16 protein-coding genes, 1 tRNA gene and 1 riboswitch are annotated in these 16,591 nt (G+C 39.8%); all 17 genes read right to left on the bottom strand.

Features of this window, described 5'->3' with window-relative positions; all coding sequences use genetic code 11:
• Positions 1 to 221: 221 nt before the first annotated feature.
• On the bottom strand, positions 222 to 1,727 hold the full coding sequence (locus WS44_RS06130; RefSeq protein WP_046433683.1) for an SLAP domain-containing protein: 1,506 nt from the start codon (positions 1,725 to 1,727) through the stop codon (positions 222 to 224).
• 300 nt (positions 1,728 to 2,027) lie between these two features.
• Positions 2,028 to 3,068, bottom strand: a complete 1,041-nt coding sequence (locus WS44_RS06125) for a PTS sugar transporter subunit IIC (protein WP_046433681.1) — start codon at positions 3,066 to 3,068, stop codon at positions 2,028 to 2,030.
• Positions 3,069 to 3,260: 192 nt separating this feature from the next.
• Entirely contained in the window at positions 3,261 to 3,521 is a 261-nt protein-coding gene (locus WS44_RS06120; RefSeq protein WP_046433679.1) for an LPXTG cell wall anchor domain-containing protein, read from the bottom strand.
• 167 nt (positions 3,522 to 3,688) lie between these two features.
• Positions 3,689 to 5,548: a BspA family leucine-rich repeat surface protein gene (locus WS44_RS10010; RefSeq protein WP_288145706.1), complete on the bottom strand. Its 1,860-nt coding sequence runs from the start codon at positions 5,546 to 5,548 to the stop codon at positions 3,689 to 3,691.
• A gap of 21 nt (positions 5,549 to 5,569) precedes the next feature.
• Complete coding sequence (locus WS44_RS10005) at positions 5,570 to 5,698, bottom strand: hypothetical protein (RefSeq protein WP_136860820.1); 129 nt, start codon at positions 5,696 to 5,698, stop codon at positions 5,570 to 5,572.
• Positions 5,689 to 6,291 (bottom strand): YSIRK-type signal peptide-containing protein, encoded by a 603-nt coding sequence (locus tag WS44_RS06110; protein ID WP_046433677.1) that lies wholly within the window; start codon positions 6,289 to 6,291, stop codon positions 5,689 to 5,691. The genes WS44_RS10005 and WS44_RS06110 overlap by 10 nt, the downstream gene beginning before the upstream one ends.
• A 259-nt stretch (positions 6,292 to 6,550) precedes the next feature.
• On the bottom strand, positions 6,551 to 7,723 hold the full coding sequence (locus WS44_RS06105) for an aminotransferase class I/II-fold pyridoxal phosphate-dependent enzyme (RefSeq protein ID WP_046433675.1): 1,173 nt from the start codon (positions 7,721 to 7,723) through the stop codon (positions 6,551 to 6,553).
• Positions 7,724 to 7,822: 99 nt separating this feature from the next.
• Entirely contained in the window at positions 7,823 to 8,035 is a 213-nt protein-coding gene (locus WS44_RS06100) for a hypothetical protein (protein WP_288145705.1), read from the bottom strand.
• Positions 8,036 to 8,140: 105 nt separating this feature from the next.
• Entirely contained in the window at positions 8,141 to 10,828 is a 2,688-nt protein-coding gene (mgtA, locus tag WS44_RS06095) for a magnesium-translocating P-type ATPase (RefSeq protein WP_046433671.1), read from the bottom strand.
• An 80-nt stretch (positions 10,829 to 10,908) separates the two neighbouring features.
• A riboswitch (M-box (ykoK) riboswitch) is annotated at positions 10,909 to 11,072 on the bottom strand.
• Positions 11,073 to 11,644: 572 nt separating this feature from the next.
• Positions 11,645 to 12,316 (bottom strand): SLAP domain-containing protein, encoded by a 672-nt coding sequence (locus WS44_RS06090; protein ID WP_046433669.1) that lies wholly within the window; start codon positions 12,314 to 12,316, stop codon positions 11,645 to 11,647.
• Positions 12,317 to 12,327: 11 nt separating this feature from the next.
• Entirely contained in the window at positions 12,328 to 12,666 is a 339-nt protein-coding gene (locus WS44_RS06085; RefSeq protein WP_046433668.1) for a hypothetical protein, read from the bottom strand.
• Between the two features lie 278 nt (positions 12,667 to 12,944).
• A tRNA-Gln gene (locus tag WS44_RS06080) sits at positions 12,945 to 13,016 on the bottom strand.
• A 181-nt stretch (positions 13,017 to 13,197) separates the two neighbouring features.
• Entirely contained in the window at positions 13,198 to 13,881 is a 684-nt protein-coding gene (locus WS44_RS06075) for a glycerophosphodiester phosphodiesterase family protein (RefSeq protein ID WP_013437320.1), read from the bottom strand.
• Positions 13,882 to 13,933: 52 nt separating this feature from the next.
• On the bottom strand, positions 13,934 to 14,593 hold the full coding sequence (locus WS44_RS06070) for an antibiotic biosynthesis monooxygenase (RefSeq protein ID WP_046433667.1): 660 nt from the start codon (positions 14,591 to 14,593) through the stop codon (positions 13,934 to 13,936).
• Between the two features lie 67 nt (positions 14,594 to 14,660).
• Entirely contained in the window at positions 14,661 to 15,254 is a 594-nt protein-coding gene (locus WS44_RS06065) for a histidine phosphatase family protein (protein WP_082231536.1), read from the bottom strand.
• Positions 15,255 to 15,260: 6 nt separating this feature from the next.
• Positions 15,261 to 15,836: a histidine phosphatase family protein gene (locus WS44_RS06060; RefSeq protein WP_013437317.1), complete on the bottom strand. Its 576-nt coding sequence runs from the start codon at positions 15,834 to 15,836 to the stop codon at positions 15,261 to 15,263.
• A gap of 106 nt (positions 15,837 to 15,942) precedes the next feature.
• Positions 15,943 to 16,407, bottom strand: coding sequence for an IS200/IS605 family transposase (tnpA, locus tag WS44_RS06055; RefSeq protein ID WP_022087501.1), 465 nt, complete (start codon positions 16,405 to 16,407; stop codon positions 15,943 to 15,945).
• Positions 16,408 to 16,591: the final 184 nt, after the last annotated feature.

The following is a 16,591-nucleotide window of genomic DNA, read 5'->3' as shown; positions in this document are numbered from 1 at the left end:
GTGGGCTTTGTCGAGGGCTATCAGGAAGATACGGCGATCATTTCGCGGAATCTGGTTCTGATTGAGGATATTAATCATATTGAATTTATTGAATAAAAAAAGCCATTACTCTTCTATTGGAATTAGAGTAATGACTTTTTAGTTTTAACAAAAACCCACGCTGATTGGAGCGTGGGTTCTATGATTATTAAAATTTTATTCAGTTTTACTTTACATCAATTTTATTGAGCTGCGCTCAAGTTAGCTGCCTTGATGTAACGCTTGTTGTTGTTTCTGCAGCCTTCAATTCTGTAGTACTTCTTACCGTTCTTGAATCTCATTGCAGGACCGTAAGTAGTTACAGTTTGGCCTTTGTACATCTTACCAGTACCTGGGGTACGACGGTATGATGACCAGTAAATGTAAGCGTTGTGGGTCAAGGTACGCTTGTTACCAGTAATGTTGGTTACACGAACGTATTCATCCTTGTTAGCAACCTTGTAGTAAGTCTTGCCGTTGATGGTTACAACAGTTGGAACGATATCAATGCTGTCATATGCGTAGTACATGTGGCCTAAGTAGTTACCGTTCTTGTCGTAAGCACGTGAGTCAATCATTACAGTATGGGTTTCAGTGTTGCTGTCTGATGGAGTAGTTTGGGTCAAAGCTGAGGTTTGGATCCAAAGGTTGTTGCTTGAAGAATCAGCGTTTGCCTTTGAAGTAGTTGAAACCTTAGTGTATGATACCTTGTTAATTTCTCTAGTAGTGTTACCTACGTAAACTTCTTGACCATCCTTAAAGGTAGTTGAGTTTGATGAAACTTGGTTACCGTAGATGCTGTAAGTTGGTACTGAAGTTGCACCGTTAGCATATACCTTTTGTAAACCGTTTGATACTACCAAAACAGTGTATGAAAGTGAGCTAGTCTTACCACCATTGTTAGTAGCAGTTAATCTAACAGTGTAGAAACGACCTGCATTAGTAGTGTCTACTGGGTTTGAAGCAACTGAGATACTTGCAGCTGCGCCATTGTTACTTGATTGACGTGCTGAGAATGTTACGGTTTCACCATTACTGTTAGTAAAGCTCAATGGGTTAAAGTTTGAACCTGCAACTACTTGGTAGGTTTGGCCACTTGTAGTTTCAGCAGCAGCACCATTACCCTTTTGAACGTAGAATGCTGGAGCACCAGTAACTGGAGTTGGAGTAGCTGTAGTATAGAATGGAACAGTTACTCTATAAGCAGTATTACCAACAGTGTGTTGCAAAGTAATGTCAAAGTTAGCTGGTAAGGTACTCTTATCTAAAGTAGCATCACCATTTTTATCATCTGTGATAGCTGTATACTTAATCTTTAAAGCATCCAATTGCTTCTCAACTTGTGCAATTGTAATGTCTTCCTTACGACCATTACCATTTGAGCCATCAGGTGCAAAGTTAATGTTGTCATTAATAGCACTAACAATTTGGCTGACCTTTGTAAAACCACTTGCATTAAATGGGGTTCTGAATGATCCACCGTTATAAATGGCTTCTCCACCATTCATATAAAAGTATGGTGTACTACCAGTTACGGCATTACTGTTTGATGGAGTAGGTGTACCAGTACTACTACCCAAACCAGTTTCATTGCTGTCCGCAGCTTGAACAACGTTAGCACCAACAGTAGGTACAACACTTGTTGCGACCGGAGCAACTGCTAATAATGCGGCAGCTGCAACACTAATAATTCTTAAATTCTTCTTCATTATGTGGTCTCCTTTTCAGAAAAAATCACTATGCAAGCGATCGATAAGAAATATTCTCGCTATCTTTATCCCTCACTCGCTTGTGAATCTATTATACCATTTTTCCTATTATTGTATAAAAACAACGCTTAGATCAGGTACGCGATCTTCAGGGCTACCCTCCCCTCAGACCGCTACAGATATCCTATAACTAAAACGTTAAACTGTAGTTACCACACTATTACAATTTTAATTCATAAATTTACAGTTTTGTGAATTTTGTCTCAAACTATTGACTTTTAATCCACTAATGAGTTATTTTTATTCATTTTTAACTAAAAGATCTTCTTCCTTAACGAAAGCCAACTTTTGAATAAAAATGTAACGCATGAGGTAGCCAAGCAGCAGTGGCATCCCCGCAAAAATCGCTACCAAGAACACAATAGTAATCGGACCACTCGCCATATTTTGGTAAGCCGCAAGCGGACCAATCAATCCTGCTGAACCGAAGCCAGCAGAGTTAGCCGTACCTGTGATGTTGAAGATCGCACCAACCAAGCCGGCAATCCCAGCGGACACAACCACTGGCACGAACAACTTAGGATTTCTCAAAATATTAGCCATCTGAATCTTAGGCGTACCCAAGAAGTGCGCAATCGTTGTCCCGAAGCCGTTAACCTTGCTACTCATAATAGCCAAAGTAAACGCACCGGCGGTGATGCCTAGGTTGGCACTACCTGACGCAATACCTTCGATTCCGATCGCCATCGCAATCCCCACAGAGGAAATCGGAGAAACGATCAATGCCGCAAAGATCGCACCCATAAACATACCCATCACAAGTGGTTGGAAGTCAGTCAAAACAGAAACGACGCTACCAATCATGCCTGTAATCATCTTGGTGTAAGGCAGTGCAAATTGACCAAGCCCTCCAGCAAACACAGCTACTGACAATGGCAGGAAGAGCACAATGTAGCTGCCAAGCTTGGGCGTTAAGTACTTAACCAGCGTTGCCGCAATAAAGATCGTAAGCGCAATGTTGATGACATCCCCTGATCCGTTCAACATAATGTGGCCGTTTTTCATTTCAAACGCACCACTGGCAATCATCGCAGCCGCCGCAACTGAACCCGACTGAATCAAGTTGAGCTTGAGCAGGTATGACACACACAGACCGGCAAACACAGCCAGCAAGTTTTGCATCAATGTCGTCATCGTCAAGATATCTTGCGCACCTGGCCAGAAGCTGGACATTCCTTTCATCAGCTCATTAATCAGCGCACCCGGCACCAGCGCGATCACCACGCCGGAACTCACACCATTCAATATGTTTAAAAGGTTTGCTTTGAAATCTTTTCGCATAGGTCCTTTCCTCGTTTCGTTAAAAATAAAAAGCCCCAGAGTATATCTCTGGAGCTTTATTTAGTCTATTCCGGAACTAGCTCGCAGAATTTTTGCATACCAAAAAAGTATTAAAAATTCTCATCCTAGTTCCCCCTATATGTAATATTATACTTGAACTTTATTCACAATCATAGTTAAGAATGTGTTAAGTTATCTTCTTTTGCGATCTGCGACTAACCCGATGATTGCGGCGAGGGATGCGATGCCGAGGCCGAGCCATGCTAAGGAAGCGGTACTCTTTTCACTGATTTGTGGCAAGTGCATGTGACCACTCTTATCAACGTAACCAACTGCTTGACCTTTAGCGTTGAGGATTTGGTCCTTGGTGTTAATGGTGTAGCCATTTGGTAAAGTTTCACCACCATGAGCTGCTACGCCCTTTGGGCGAGCAGTATTTTCAGCATGTGGCATTACGTTGTTTGTAGTGCCGTTAGCCTTGTTTCTACCTTTAATAGTTTCGCCATGAACTGAAGAGTTGTAATTGTAACCCTTTCCCTTCTTTGGAGCTGCCGGCTTATTTGTGTGTTTCTTAGCTGGTTCAGTTGGCTGGGCTGGCTGGCTTGGCTTTGCAGGTTTAGTTAGTTGTACCAGCTTTGTTGGCTGAACAGGTTTGGTTGGTTATACTGGAATTGTAGGTTCGGTAGGGTCTGGATTGGTTGGTTGAACCGGTTCAGTAGCTTCGTTGACTGAGTAGGCTTGTCTGGATTCGACTTAGGTCCATAAATACCAGTTACATCTTGCAAAGCAATTAATGAAGCTGGATCAATATCTTGTCCATCAACTCTAGTGCTTGTTTTTACAACATTGCCAAATGGGCTGAGTTTTTGAGCCAATGCGGCAGTCAAAGCAGCCTGATCCTTATAAACGAAGTCCATTGGAACAGTTGTTGTCGTGCTGCCATTGTTGATGGTCAAGTAATCGGAATTTTGACGACCAGTTACATCATTGCCATTTCCGTCAGTCCAGTGTTGTCCATTCAAAGCACTTAAAGCTGCAGCATCACTGAAGACAACAATTGGTTGATTTCCTCTAGAGTCGCTAACCTGGAGGGCATTCTCACCTGTTGGCAATGTAGCACCAGTAAGAACGATTTCGACTGGACGTCTTAAGTTAGCAAACATGTCTTGACCACCACGGAGAGTTGCCCATGAAGCTAAGACCATAAATGCTGAAATTGCTGATGGAGTGTTAACGATAGCACCAGTATCATCAAATAGATGTAACTTGCTGAGATCCCAGCCGCTTAAGTTGATGTAAGTTGCACCAGAGCCATAAAACATTGAAGCAGCAATCTGTAAGTTAACTGATTTAGTTGCTTGGCTTAAATCAACCCGGTTCAAAACAGGGGTATCCATAAACATACCACGCATACTGTGAGCATGTGTAAAGTCCCAATGCTCAATACCTTTGATCTCTTGAAGAGGTTCACAGCCTGTAAACATCATGGCGAAGCTGTAATTTAAGTTAGATACTGTACCAACCTTATTAGTGTTCCAATGTGAAAGATCACCAACGTGAGTCAAAGCATAGTCATTTTGGAATAAATATGACATATCTTTAACACTACTTACATCCCAATTAGAAATGAAGCTGAGATCTTTAACTTTATTCATTTCTTGGAACATACCACTCATGCTTTCATCAGATGAAGTATTCCAATTTGCCATATTAGCCATTGCATCGGAATCAAAAGTTAACTTCTTGCAGAGGCTAAACATGTGATCAGTTAAAGTGACATGAGCAAGTTTCCAATTTGTAAATTTACCAACTGAAGTTAAGTTCTGTTGACCCCAGAACATTGATTGCATGTCAGTGCCACTTGAAGTTTTCCAATTTGAAAGATCTAATTTAGTTAAACTTCCTGTTGGAACAAAGGGCCCTATCTCAACAGGCACACCGCCTGAATGGAACATGTGACTAAAGTCTTGGACATTACGAACGTCCCAATTTTCAAGACCTTTGATTTCTTTTAATGGAGCTGAAGTAATGTCTGTTCTAGTGTTTGCAAACATCCAGCCCATTTTTTCAACGTTGCCGGTATTCCAATCTGAAAGATCAAGACTAGAACGGCCAATGTTTTGGAACAAACCACTCATATCAGTGACATGACTAGTTCTAAAGTCACTGACATCAATGCTTGAATCATTTTTATGATTATTAAGATAATGCCTTAAACCTGTATTGTTAAAGTCAAAACCTTTAGGAACCAAAGCAGAATCTTTAAACATATCATCTTGCTTTGCATTATGAGCATTCAAGTGAGAAAGGCCCTTAACTGTGGTTAAGTTCTTGTCACCATTGAACATGTTGTCCATAAATTGAACTTTAGAGGTATCCCAACCTGAAATATCACTAATTGAGATCAAAGCTGGATCATTACTAAACATATTGCCCATGTTAGTTACATTGCTTATGTCCCAAGTTTCTAATCCAGTAATATGTTGGACATTTGGAAGATTTTAGAACACCTGGCTCATATCAGTTACACCTGAAGTGTTCCAACCAGAAACGTCAATAGTAGTACTGTCACCTAAATTGTTGACTAAATCATTAACTTTAGTTCTAATATTGGTGTCGTCTAAAGCCACTCCTTCTGATGCAGGAACGATTTTTCTTCCTTAAGAGTTTTAGGATCTACTGCACCATTTTTAGCTTGATCAACCTTAAGAGTTTGATCCTTAGTAGCTACAGAATCTTGAGCTTTATCAGTAGCTGCTTTAGTAGTATCTGTAGGAACTGCTGGTTTCTCAACATCAGTGCTCTTACCAGCATCCCCTTCAGTGGCTGGAGTCTTAGCATCTTTGTCACTTACAGTTACAGGTGTAGCTGGTGTTTCGGCTTGCTTGGTAGCATCTGTAGGAGCTTCAGTCTTATCTGCAGCTGATGTTTCGTCAGCTGGCTCTGTAGTCTTTTCTTCCTTTACATCTGCATTTGTAGTTGGATCAGTAGCAGCTTTATCATCTGTTACAGGAGTTTCAACTTTTACATCTTCTGTCTTAACATCATTCTTTGCTTCACTAGTAGAAGCATCAACCTTTTCAGAAGCAGCTTGCACTGCAGTATCATTGGCATCAGCATATACAGTTTGTGTACCAAAGCCTAACAAACTTAATCCAATTAATACACTAGCAGCACCAATAGTTAACTTATGAATAGAAAAGTGTTGTTGAATATTTCTCATTTTGCGTCTCCCGAAGACAACCTAATGTTTAATCCCTTATCAAAACATTAACTTATTCTTTTTATTATATAAAGTGTGTTATCTTTCTTCATCCCTTATCATATTTGTTACTTATAGTAATTTAAAGTGTTTATGCAATTTTTCTACTATAAAATTTATAACAATTAAAAAACGCCATATAAAAGGAATATCAACTCATAACAAGGCTGTTTTTTAATACAAAAAAAGACCGAGCTCATCACTCGGTCTAAATTATTTATTAAGCCTTATTTTCCTTAACGTACTGCTCCAGTCGCTTCAAACCTTCCTTAATATTGTCCATCGAAGTTGCGTAAGACAAACGAATATAGCCTTCGCCGCCCTTGGCAAAGAATGAACCAGCAACCACAGCCACGCGGCCTTTCTCAACTAAATCATAGATGAACTTGGTATCATCTTGTTCAAGCCCTGCCGGAATCTTAGCAAAAATGTAGAAGGCACCCGTTGGCTTGACGCATTCAAAGCCCAATTTGGTTAAACCATCATAAAGCACATCGCGACGCTTCTGGAATTCTTTTTTCATTGGCAAAGCATCGTCTTTGCCGTTAGCCAGGGCCTCTTCAGCCGCATCCTGCATTGGCGTTGGCTCCGTCGTGGTAATCGCTTGATGAATCTTGGCAATTTGATCCAAAATCGGCTTAGGTGCAGCCACCACACCGATCCGGTAACCTGTCATCGCCCATGCCTTGGACACACCGTTCATCAATACGACTTGATCATGCAAGGTCTTTTCCATCGAAGCATGTGGCTGATCATAATTGAGTTCGCTGTAAATTTCATCGGCAAGAACAAAGATTGGCTTGTCACGCACCACATCAGCTAATGCATCGAGCTCATCTTGCGTATACATAACGCCCGTTGGGTTTGTTGGATAGTTCATCACCAATGCCTTTACTCGATCGCCGTATTTGTCCAAAGCTGCTTGCAATTTATCCGGCGTTAATTTGAAGTCATCGTCAGAAGTGTCGATTTGTTCAACCGTTGCACCCATGGATAGGGCATCCCCAATATAAAGCGGAAAAATTGGTGTTGGCACCAAAACAACGTCGCCTGGATTAAGCACCGCAGTCAAAAAGTCGTAGATCGACTCCGTTACCCCATTGGTGATCAAAATTTCGCTTGGGTCGTATTTTTGTCCATATTTTTCAGCTAAAAAATCGGCTGCCGCCTTGCGCAAACCTGGAGTCCCGTTAGATGGCGCATAGTGCGAATGGTTGTTAGCGATGCTGGCTTCGGCCGCTTTTTTAATATGCTCTGGTGTGTTAAAGTCAGGCTCACCAATTGTGAATTTGATAATGTCGGGAATTTTGTTGGTGTAAGCCGCAAAGGCTAAAATCTGCCCTGGCTTTTGTTCAACCAAGCCTTTTTTCATGTGTTTTGTTAAGTCGGCCATAGTTTTTCCTCCCTATATCGAACTAAATTAATTCAAATATAGGAGTCTTTTTAATCCTTGTCAAAAGAAAAATTAATTCTTACTTTTGCTTTTTTCATTCTATTTAAAATGCACGTTAAACCAAATAACTACTAAAGCATAAATGCTATAAATAATCGCAACTGGTGGATAAGTTGCTTGCCATTTAACTAGCAACAGGACAATTAAAATTATTGCTAAAACAATCGTCAATATTCTTAAACGTGGAAAATATGACAAAATCGCGATCATTAAGATTAAAACTATATCTGCTACTAAGCTGGCAAAATCCATCGGATATGATTTGATATAAAAATCTTGAAACGCTGGTAAGAAGCAAAACCCAATAATTCCACAGATCAAAAGTATGCGATTAAGTATTTTTTTATAATTTTTCACTTAAATTAAGAACTCCTCTTTCTTCATGTACCAGTGCTTTACCAAAGTAGTAAGTGCAATGTACAAAATCAAAAGTACTAACACTACCAAAACGTAGAATTCTGGGATTGGACCGAATTTCATTACCTTGGCCAAGCTTGGGATGTAAGGCATTGCGGTACCGATCAAGCCTGCACCAATCGTAGCGAGCATGACAACTGGTGAAGAATGTTGTTGGATAAATGGAACGGCTGGATCACGCAATGCTTGAATAACCATTTCTTGTGTCCAAAGTGATTCGATGAACCAACCACTCCAGAAGATTGCCATAAAGACTGCCTTTTGACTTGGAGTAGCAGCCATGTAACTTGCTCCGACAACGCTTGGACAAATCCAGAAGTAAAGCAAGGCAAACGTAATAATATCGAAGACTGAAGAAGTTGGGCCAAAGTAGAACATAAACTTAGGCAACTTTCTTGTCTCCCACTTACGTGGTACTTCCAAATATTTTTCACCAACAGTATCGAATGGAATTGATAGACAAGAGGTTCCGTAGATCAAATCCAAGATCAATAACTGCATTGGCAGCATTGGCAAGAATGGCAAGAATGATGATGCCACTAAGATTGACAAAATATTACCAAAGTTAGATGACAAGGTAATCTTGATATATTTCATCGTGTTGGCAAAGATCTGACGCCCAATTCTTACACCATGTTCCAAAGTACGTAAACTCTTGTGGAGCAAGATAATGTCGGCACTCTTTTTAGCAATATCAACGGCAGTATCAACTGAGATTGCCACGTCGGCCTTCTTCATAGCTGGCGTATCGTTGATCCCATCACCCATGTAGGCAACGGTGTGGCCATTTTCTTTCAAAATTTGAATAATTTTGGCCTTGTATTCTGGTGAAAGCTTAACAAAGAGGCTACATTCTTCAACCATCTTTTTAATCTCTTCCTCGCCCTTATCAACGAAGTCTTTTTCACTATAAACATACTCGGTGTTTAAGCCTACTCTTGAAGCAACGCTCTTAGTTACGGTGGCGTTATCACCAGTCAAAATCTTAACGGTGATGCCGTCTTGCTTGAGCTGCTTAAGTACATCCTTAACATCATCCTTAGGTGGATCAAGGAAGGCCAAGAATCCGGTTAGAATCAAATCCTTTTCATCGCTAACATTGAATTCGCCGGCTTGAGCAGGATTGTTTTGGTAAGCAAGCAAAACAACTCTCAAACCATCTTTGTTCAAATCTTCAATGTGCTTTAAAACTTTTTCTTTATATTCATCAGTTAAATCACTAATGTGATTGCCAACTTGCACACGATTGCAGCAAGCAAGCATTTCTTCGGCAGCACCCTTGGTTACCAGGATACGACCATCGCCGTGGCGTTTTATCACGACACTCATGCGACGACGCTTGAAGTCGAATGGAATTTCATCGACCTTAGTGTAGTCATGTTTAATTTCTTCAACGTCTAGCTCATCGCTAGCGGCATCGATAATGGCTTGGTCCATCAAATCGTGCATCCCCGTTTGGAAGTACGAATTCAAATAAGCCAACCGCAAAACTTGTGGATTTTCCTCCATATCCAAGTTGTAGTGACGTTCCAATACAACCTTGTTTTGGGTCAAAGTACCGGTTTTATCAGTACAAAGAATGTCGGCAGCACCGAAGTTTTGGATGGAGTTCATCTTCTTAACGATGGTGCCGTGCTTGGACATTTCGAGCGAACCCTTAACCAAATTACTAGTAACAATAACTGGCAACATTTCTGGAGTAAGTCCAACGGCTGTAGCGATGGCGAACAGCAAAGCGTTGAGCCAGTTACCTTTAGTCAAACCGTTAATGATCAAAACTAAAGGTGCAATGATGGCAGTCATTGTTAACAATAATTTAGAAATGTTCTTAATACCGACATCAAAGTTAGTTTCCTTAACGTCGTTGTTTGAAATATCCTTAGCCAAACGACCAAAGACAGTTTGTTCACCGGTAGCTAAAACGACACCGACACCTGAACCAGAAACAATAGTTGTTCCTTGATAGATTACATCAGGATAGTCCAAATATTGATCCATGTCTTTTTGATCAGGCTTCTTGGTTGCTATCTTTTCCACAGGTGTGGATTCACCGTTCAAAGAACTTGAGGAACAGAACAAGTCTTTGGTTTGAAGCAATCTAATATCTGCTGGCACCATGTCCCCAGCGTGGATATTAATAATATCGCCGACAACTACTTGCTTGGTAGAAATTTCTTTGTCCTTTTTATTGCGACGAATATTGGTAGTCACGGACACCATGTTCAAGAGGTCTTCAACTGCGTCATTAGTTTTCACATTCTGGATAAAGGACGTTAATCCAGAAATGATGATCATTGTAATCATAATGATCACAGTACTCAAGTCCTTTTGATCTGCCGGCACGAAGACGTAGTCGGTGAACAGCGACACCGTTGCTAGCAGCAACAGGACCATTGTGAAAGGAGTGAAGAATGATTCAATGAAGAAATGCAACTTCGTATTGTGCTTCTTGGTTGCAACTTCGTTAAGACCATTCTTCTCCAAACGCTCTTTAGCTTCCGTCGAAGACAGACCGTCTAGCGAACTATGCAGCGTCTTGAGCGCTTCTTCGGGAGTTTGTTGCGCGATTTGCTTAACAAACTCTGTATCGGCCGTCTTCTTATTCATCAGCAACTTGTTTTTTGCCATGTTAATCCCTCTTTCTGATTAAACATGCAAACAAACTAAAAAGGAGCTAATACCAATTAGTATTAACTCCTTATCTAAGCGATTTTTTCTCGTCGTTCAGTTTTGACACTACGTGACGTAAGCACAGGCTAGCTATCTGGATCTCGCCTTATCTCGACAAGAACTATTTTACTCGTTGGCATCTCTGGATGTTTCCGGGCGATAGCTTGTGTTCACGTAGGAGCCTCACCTAACAGTTTATTTGCTTTTTCAATTTTTATTTTTATTATATGTATATTATTTGACAATGCAATTATCTTTACTAAATCGTTAGAAATTGTAAAAGAATTTAAGAAAAGATAAAAAAGCACGTTTAAAATGAACATGTGTTTCTTATAGTGAAATTTGATATACTATTTTACAGACAAGGGTAGATTGCAACTGCCAATGTTTAGTAGTTTTAGCATGACTAACCACCCCTCAACATTTTATAAATTACGGAGGTGAGAGTTATGCATAATTGGATAGTCTGAAGGTCTAGTGCTCCGTGTTAGCTTGGGCTATTGCAATCAGCATCGTTCTAGGTACTCTGGTTAAATTAGCTATTAATTTGGCCATAGCCTACGCAATAACAAAAAAGCTAATCACAAGGATTAGCTAAGCATACAGTTATCTAAAACTACGATTGAAGTCAACGGCTGCAATCCGTTGGCTTCTTTTCATATACAGATTATAACATGAAATATTTGATACTTAAAAACGAAAAGAGCACCTATTGCGAAATTGGCAGTAGATGCTCTTTTGATTTGTGGTTAGAATTTATTTTTTAGTTTGAGCTTATTTTGCTTTCTTCCAAGTACCGATAATTTTACCATTATTACTGTAAACATTAATTCTGTAACTCTTAAGAGTACCGCGCATTACAACGGCTTGTTTCTTAGGGGCCTTACCTACAGAACTTGTTCTTACATAGTATGGATGATCTGGATCACCTGAATCGATCTTGTAATATTCTTGACCGTTAAATTTGTACACACGTCCATTATCAAGAATCTTGACTTTTTGACCTTGAGTCTTAATTTGATATGCACCGTCTTCTTGAACAACATGACCATTTTCATCATAAATGAAGGCATTGTGTACGAAAATCAACTTGTTCAAATTAATTACATTGATCTTTGTGTCATCAGGAACAAATACAGAATTGTTAGTTGTGTTTGAAACATTAGAAGTTTTAATGCTAGTAGTTCCAGCTGTAGTAAGATCAAAGCCAGCACCATCATCTGTACCAGTAGGCTCCTTCCAAGCTGATGGATTGTCTGTTGCAGCTGGATCATCAGTGATATTAATTGTATCTTTTTGCTTTTGGTTTGGATCTACAGTCACCGTATTATGGTGATTATAAATATCAGCTGGGGTAGTTGGAGAAACTTCTTCACGATAACTTGGGTCAGTAGGATCAATTACTAATTCGCCGTTTATTGAATTGCGTTTTCTACCTTGAATCATAGAGATAGGGACTACTTCTTTAGCACCTTTAGAAACCACGAATTTAAATGCGGGTGTAAATCTATCTCTACCCAATTAAAAATTTTTCCATCCGCATTTTTGGCACTTACAATAGTGGGTAAATTACCATATTCATCGGTTTGTTCAATTAATTTACCAGTAGTTTTATCATCTACTACCCTATTAGCAATATCATCAGGGAGATCGCCCCCCATTAGCTTTTTTGCATGATTAATTGGATCACCTTGGGTACCATTAGCTTCACCAGTGGCACCTTGTTGACCGCCTTTGGCATTATTACTTTGAGCTGGTTTTTCCATAGCATCAGCTTTGACAACATTATTATTCATTGCCAAAGGTGCGCAGCCAAAATAGTGCTGACAATAAAAATACCATATCTATATCTTTTTCTCATTTCTTAACTCCCACTAGAATTACTTAATCATTTAAAACACCATTATCGTAATTTCATAACTAAAGGAGTTCAATAGTTTGGTCATATATGCACACAATTTATTAATGCATGATACATATGTAAAGAAAATCATTTACAGCCAGTCGTATATAAATGGCTTCGCCTTTATTTTTTGCACAAAAAAAGATCAGGCTCACTGCCTGATCTGACTTATTGGGTTAGCTGGATTCGAACCAGCGCATGATGGTACCAAAAACCATTGCCTTACCACTTGGCTATAACCCAATCTTCAAACCTTTTACTTGATTGGTTCTATTTGAACGATCTCTCAACCGCTCAACAGTTAATAGTATAGGAGAATGCCAAATAAAATGCAAGTAAAAATTTGAATTTTTTGAATTAATTTTAGTTGTCCAATTTTTCAACTATAAATAATCATAATTAGAATAACTATGATTATCACATTTTATCTACTTTTCTCTTTCACCTTATTCATCAACTCAAAATTATTCGTAAAAATCCCAGCTACACCTAGTTTGAAATACCGCTTCGCAATCCTCGGATTATCCACCGTCCAAATCCGCTGCGTTACCTTACTTGGCAAATAGAAATGCGGATGAATGGCCGCAAAGTGATTTTTCTTCACAAAACGCTCTGGCAAAGCCACCGGCATCTTCGTTAAAAAGCAGTACTGCTGATGCAAATCGATCCGTTGGCAATTTTTCAAGGTCTGGTAATTGAAGGAAGAGAAGATGATGGGATGGACAAAATGATACTTCTTGGCTAATGCTAAAACGATGCCTTCGATTCCAACATCATGAACCTTGTTGGTCTTAAATTCCAGGTTGATATAAATATCCCTATTTTGTAAAACTTCAAACAATTCGCTGAGCATCGGCACCGGCTCACCATTAGCTAAATGAAACTTCCTAAGTTCGCTTATCGTGTAGTCTTTGATAAAACCCGTTCCATCAGTCGTACGGTCGATTTCTTCATCGTGCATCACCACTGGCACCTTGTCCTTAGTCAAATGCACATCGAACTCCACGCCTTCTGCGCCATGCGTCACCGCATAACGGAAGCCTTCAAGTGAATTCTCCGCAAACTTCACCGGCAAGCCGCGGTGAGCAAAAACGATTGTGTTCGTCATAATTTTACCCTCAAAAAAATACCGCCTTGCGGCGGCATCTTTTCTTTATTTATTAATCCAAAACAATAGCACCTTGAGTTGCTAAGACATCTCTTACAAGAGTCTTAACGTCTCTTCTTTCAACCATACCGTCAGTTTCCTCAATGTATTCTTCGTAATGTGGTGTTTGTACGTGGTTGTCGTATGCTTGATCATTTGCATAAACTTCAACAAAATACCATTCATTAGGATTTTCTTTGTTGGTACCGGACATCATAATTTCCATGCCTGGTTCAGAAGCAATACTTGTAGTAATTTCCTTCTTAACTGAGTGAGCAAATGCTTCTTCGTTACCCTTCTTAACTTCAACCTTAACTAAACGCATAACGAAGTTGTCTGCGTAACTGTTCAAAGCCTTTTGGGCATGAGTAGTAATTACTTCTGGCTTCAAATCGATAACTTTCTTGCTAGTAGCAATCTTGTCAATTACTTCAGCAAAGTCATCAGCATGTGAAGCTGCAATGTGTAAATATTCTGCACCCTTGTTGCGGAACAATTCTACTTCGTAATTGTCTTCGCCTTGTGCATCGTCGTGGCCGCTACCAATAAGCAAAGTACCTTCTTCTGCAGGAATTGAATCATGCATATTCTTTTCTGCTTCACGAATATATTCGCTACGATCATTTTCTGCAATATTTAACTTAGTAATTTTAAAAATTGGTGTTTCATCCATTTTTCTTCTAGCCTCGTATCATAATTTTTACACACTTATTATAAGCTAATGTACCAAATTCGAACGACTAATTACCAGTTATTTGATCGATTCGCACATTTTTGGCAGGCCAAACGTTTTCTTCATATTCAACATCATTGCCATCGCTCTTAAGCAAAGCAAATTCGGCATTATGAAAGCCGGTAAACTTGGCACCACCGGCGCGCTCACGGATGTAGTGGCACATGCTGTCGCCGTGACCCACAACCAGGATATTTTCGCCATCCTGGGCATCCCGCAAGATCAAATTCATCCCGCGTTCCATTCGCTCAGTTACTTCACGGTCATCTTCGATCGTGCTGCTGCCAATAAAACGCCTAAATAACGGCCAGAGCAGAATATTTCTACCCTCATAAATGCCGTAGTCTTTTTCTTTTAGTTCCTTCAAGCGATCATATTCCATCTCAGGACCAGCGATAATTTCAAGCGTATCGCTAGCACGCTCCTGCGTAGAACAATATGCCCGATCAAAGCTGATGCCATTTTGCGCAAAATAATCGCGCGTAGCTTCAATTTGCTTAATCCCCAATGGAGTCAAAGCAGAATCGCAACTACCCTGCATCCGATGTTCTTTATTAAATAAAGTTTGTCCATGTCTAACCAAATACAAATTTATTGTCATTTAAAGTTATCCCAAATCTTCTGCGGGCCACACATACTCATCAAAATGAACTTTATCGCCATCAACTGTCAACTTAACAATTGAGGCATTGGCAAAACCAGGAAAGTTAGGATTATCAGTTGCATCCCTAACATATCTAGCCAAAATATCGCCGTGGCCGCAAACAAGTGCGGTTTCACCATCGTCAATGCCATCCATAATTTCCACAACGGCGCGGCGCATGCGAGCTACCACGTCTTCATTTTTTTCCATAGTTGGATCAACATTAGAATTACCGTAGTTCCATGGCAACAAGAATTCATCGCGGCCTTCAAAGATACCGTAGCACTTTTCCCGCAAGTCTTTCAAACGCGTATATGGCATCTTGTGGTCCGTAATAATTTCCAAGGTGTCACATGCTCTTTCTTGTGTTGAAGAAAAAGCTTTATCAAAGTGAGTGTGATGTTTTTGGAAGTAATCGCGCGCCATTTCTACTTGGCGGATACCCTTCTCGTTAAGTGGTGAATCACAACGCCCTTGCACCTTATGGTAGTAATTAAAATAAGTCTGTCCATGACGAACTAGATATAAAGTTTTTGTCACAAAAATTTCCCCCCGTATTTTCACGTTTTCTATATCTTATCAAAAAAGCACGCTTAATGCGTGCTCTTTGGCTATTTTAATGAAAACGCCCGAAAATCCCCGTATTTTAATGCGGGGATGGATAGGGCTTACCGTCTCTAACGGCATTGTAGATCTGGTCATTAATGTACTTTTCTACTACTTCTTTAGACATATTCCCTACGCTACCAAAGTAATAGCTGGGTGACCATAAATGTCCGCCCCACATCTTGTTTTGCTTAATTTCGGGATGATTCTTGAAGAATAAAAAAGCACTTCTTCCTTTGAGTGCTTTGACTACGCTTGAACCTGATTTTGATGGTCTAAAGCTGATAAGCAAATGAATATGTTCAGGCATTACCTCCATTTTTTCAATTTTGATTTGATTATCTTCAGCTATTTGCTTGAGCAGGTCTCGCATTTCTTGAGCCAGGTCTTGGTTAGTAAAGATTTGATTGCGGTATTTAGTACACCAAATTAGATGATAGTGTGCATTATAGACGTAGTGTTTTTCATAGCCTGCGTCTTTTATTTTGTCTCTCTTATTATTCATAGTCTAATATCCTTTCGTCTACTATGTATCTATTTACTGTTGATTATAAGATATACATAGGCTATAATCAAATTACAATAATACAAGGAGGTGAAATACATGAAAAGAATGAGCAGTTTAGCCTATCATTTTGGCGTTAAGCTTCGCTTTTATCCTAGTTCTAAGCAAAAGAAAATCATTAAAC

The organism is Lactobacillus sp. N54.MGS-719, from assembly GCF_000980505.1.
Lineage (GTDB): Bacteria > Bacillota > Bacilli > Lactobacillales > Lactobacillaceae > Lactobacillus > Lactobacillus amylovorus.
Note: the sequence above shows the minus strand (reverse complement) of the source record. Positions and strands in the feature narration are given on the sequence as shown.

Excerpts from the sequence above, each read along its gene's own strand:
- WS44_RS06130 (WP_046433683.1), bottom strand. The coding sequence starts at position 1,727 with ATGAAGAAGAATTTAAGAATTATTAGTGTTGCAGCTGCCGCATTATTA.
- WS44_RS06125 (WP_046433681.1), bottom strand. The coding sequence starts at position 3,068 with ATGCGAAAAGATTTCAAAGCAAACCTTTTAAACATATTGAATGGTGTG.
- WS44_RS06120 (WP_046433679.1), bottom strand. The coding sequence starts at position 3,521 with ATGCCACATGCTGAAAATACTGCTCGCCCAAAGGGCGTAGCAGCTCAT.
- WS44_RS06110 (WP_046433677.1), bottom strand. The coding sequence starts at position 6,291 with ATGAGAAATATTCAACAACACTTTTCTATTCATAAGTTAACTATTGGT.
- WS44_RS06105 (WP_046433675.1), bottom strand. The coding sequence starts at position 7,723 with ATGGCCGACTTAACAAAACACATGAAAAAAGGCTTGGTTGAACAAAAG.
- WS44_RS06100 (WP_288145705.1), bottom strand. The coding sequence starts at position 8,035 with ATGGATTTTGCCAGCTTAGTAGCAGATATAGTTTTAATCTTAATGATC.
- mgtA (WP_046433671.1), bottom strand. The coding sequence starts at position 10,828 with ATGGCAAAAAACAAGTTGCTGATGAATAAGAAGACGGCCGATACAGAG.
- WS44_RS06090 (WP_046433669.1), bottom strand. The coding sequence starts at position 12,316 with ATGATTCAAGGTAGAAAACGCAATTCAATAAACGGCGAATTAGTAATT.
- WS44_RS06085 (WP_046433668.1), bottom strand. The coding sequence starts at position 12,666 with ATGAATAATAATGTTGTCAAAGCTGATGCTATGGAAAAACCAGCTCAA.
- WS44_RS06075 (WP_013437320.1), bottom strand. The coding sequence starts at position 13,881 with ATGACGAACACAATCGTTTTTGCTCACCGCGGCTTGCCGGTGAAGTTT.
- WS44_RS06070 (WP_046433667.1), bottom strand. The coding sequence starts at position 14,593 with ATGGATGAAACACCAATTTTTAAAATTACTAAGTTAAATATTGCAGAA.
- WS44_RS06065 (WP_082231536.1), bottom strand. The coding sequence starts at position 15,254 with ATGACAATAAATTTGTATTTGGTTAGACATGGACAAACTTTATTTAAT.
- tnpA (WP_022087501.1), bottom strand. The coding sequence starts at position 16,407 with ATGAATAATAAGAGAGACAAAATAAAAGACGCAGGCTATGAAAAACAC.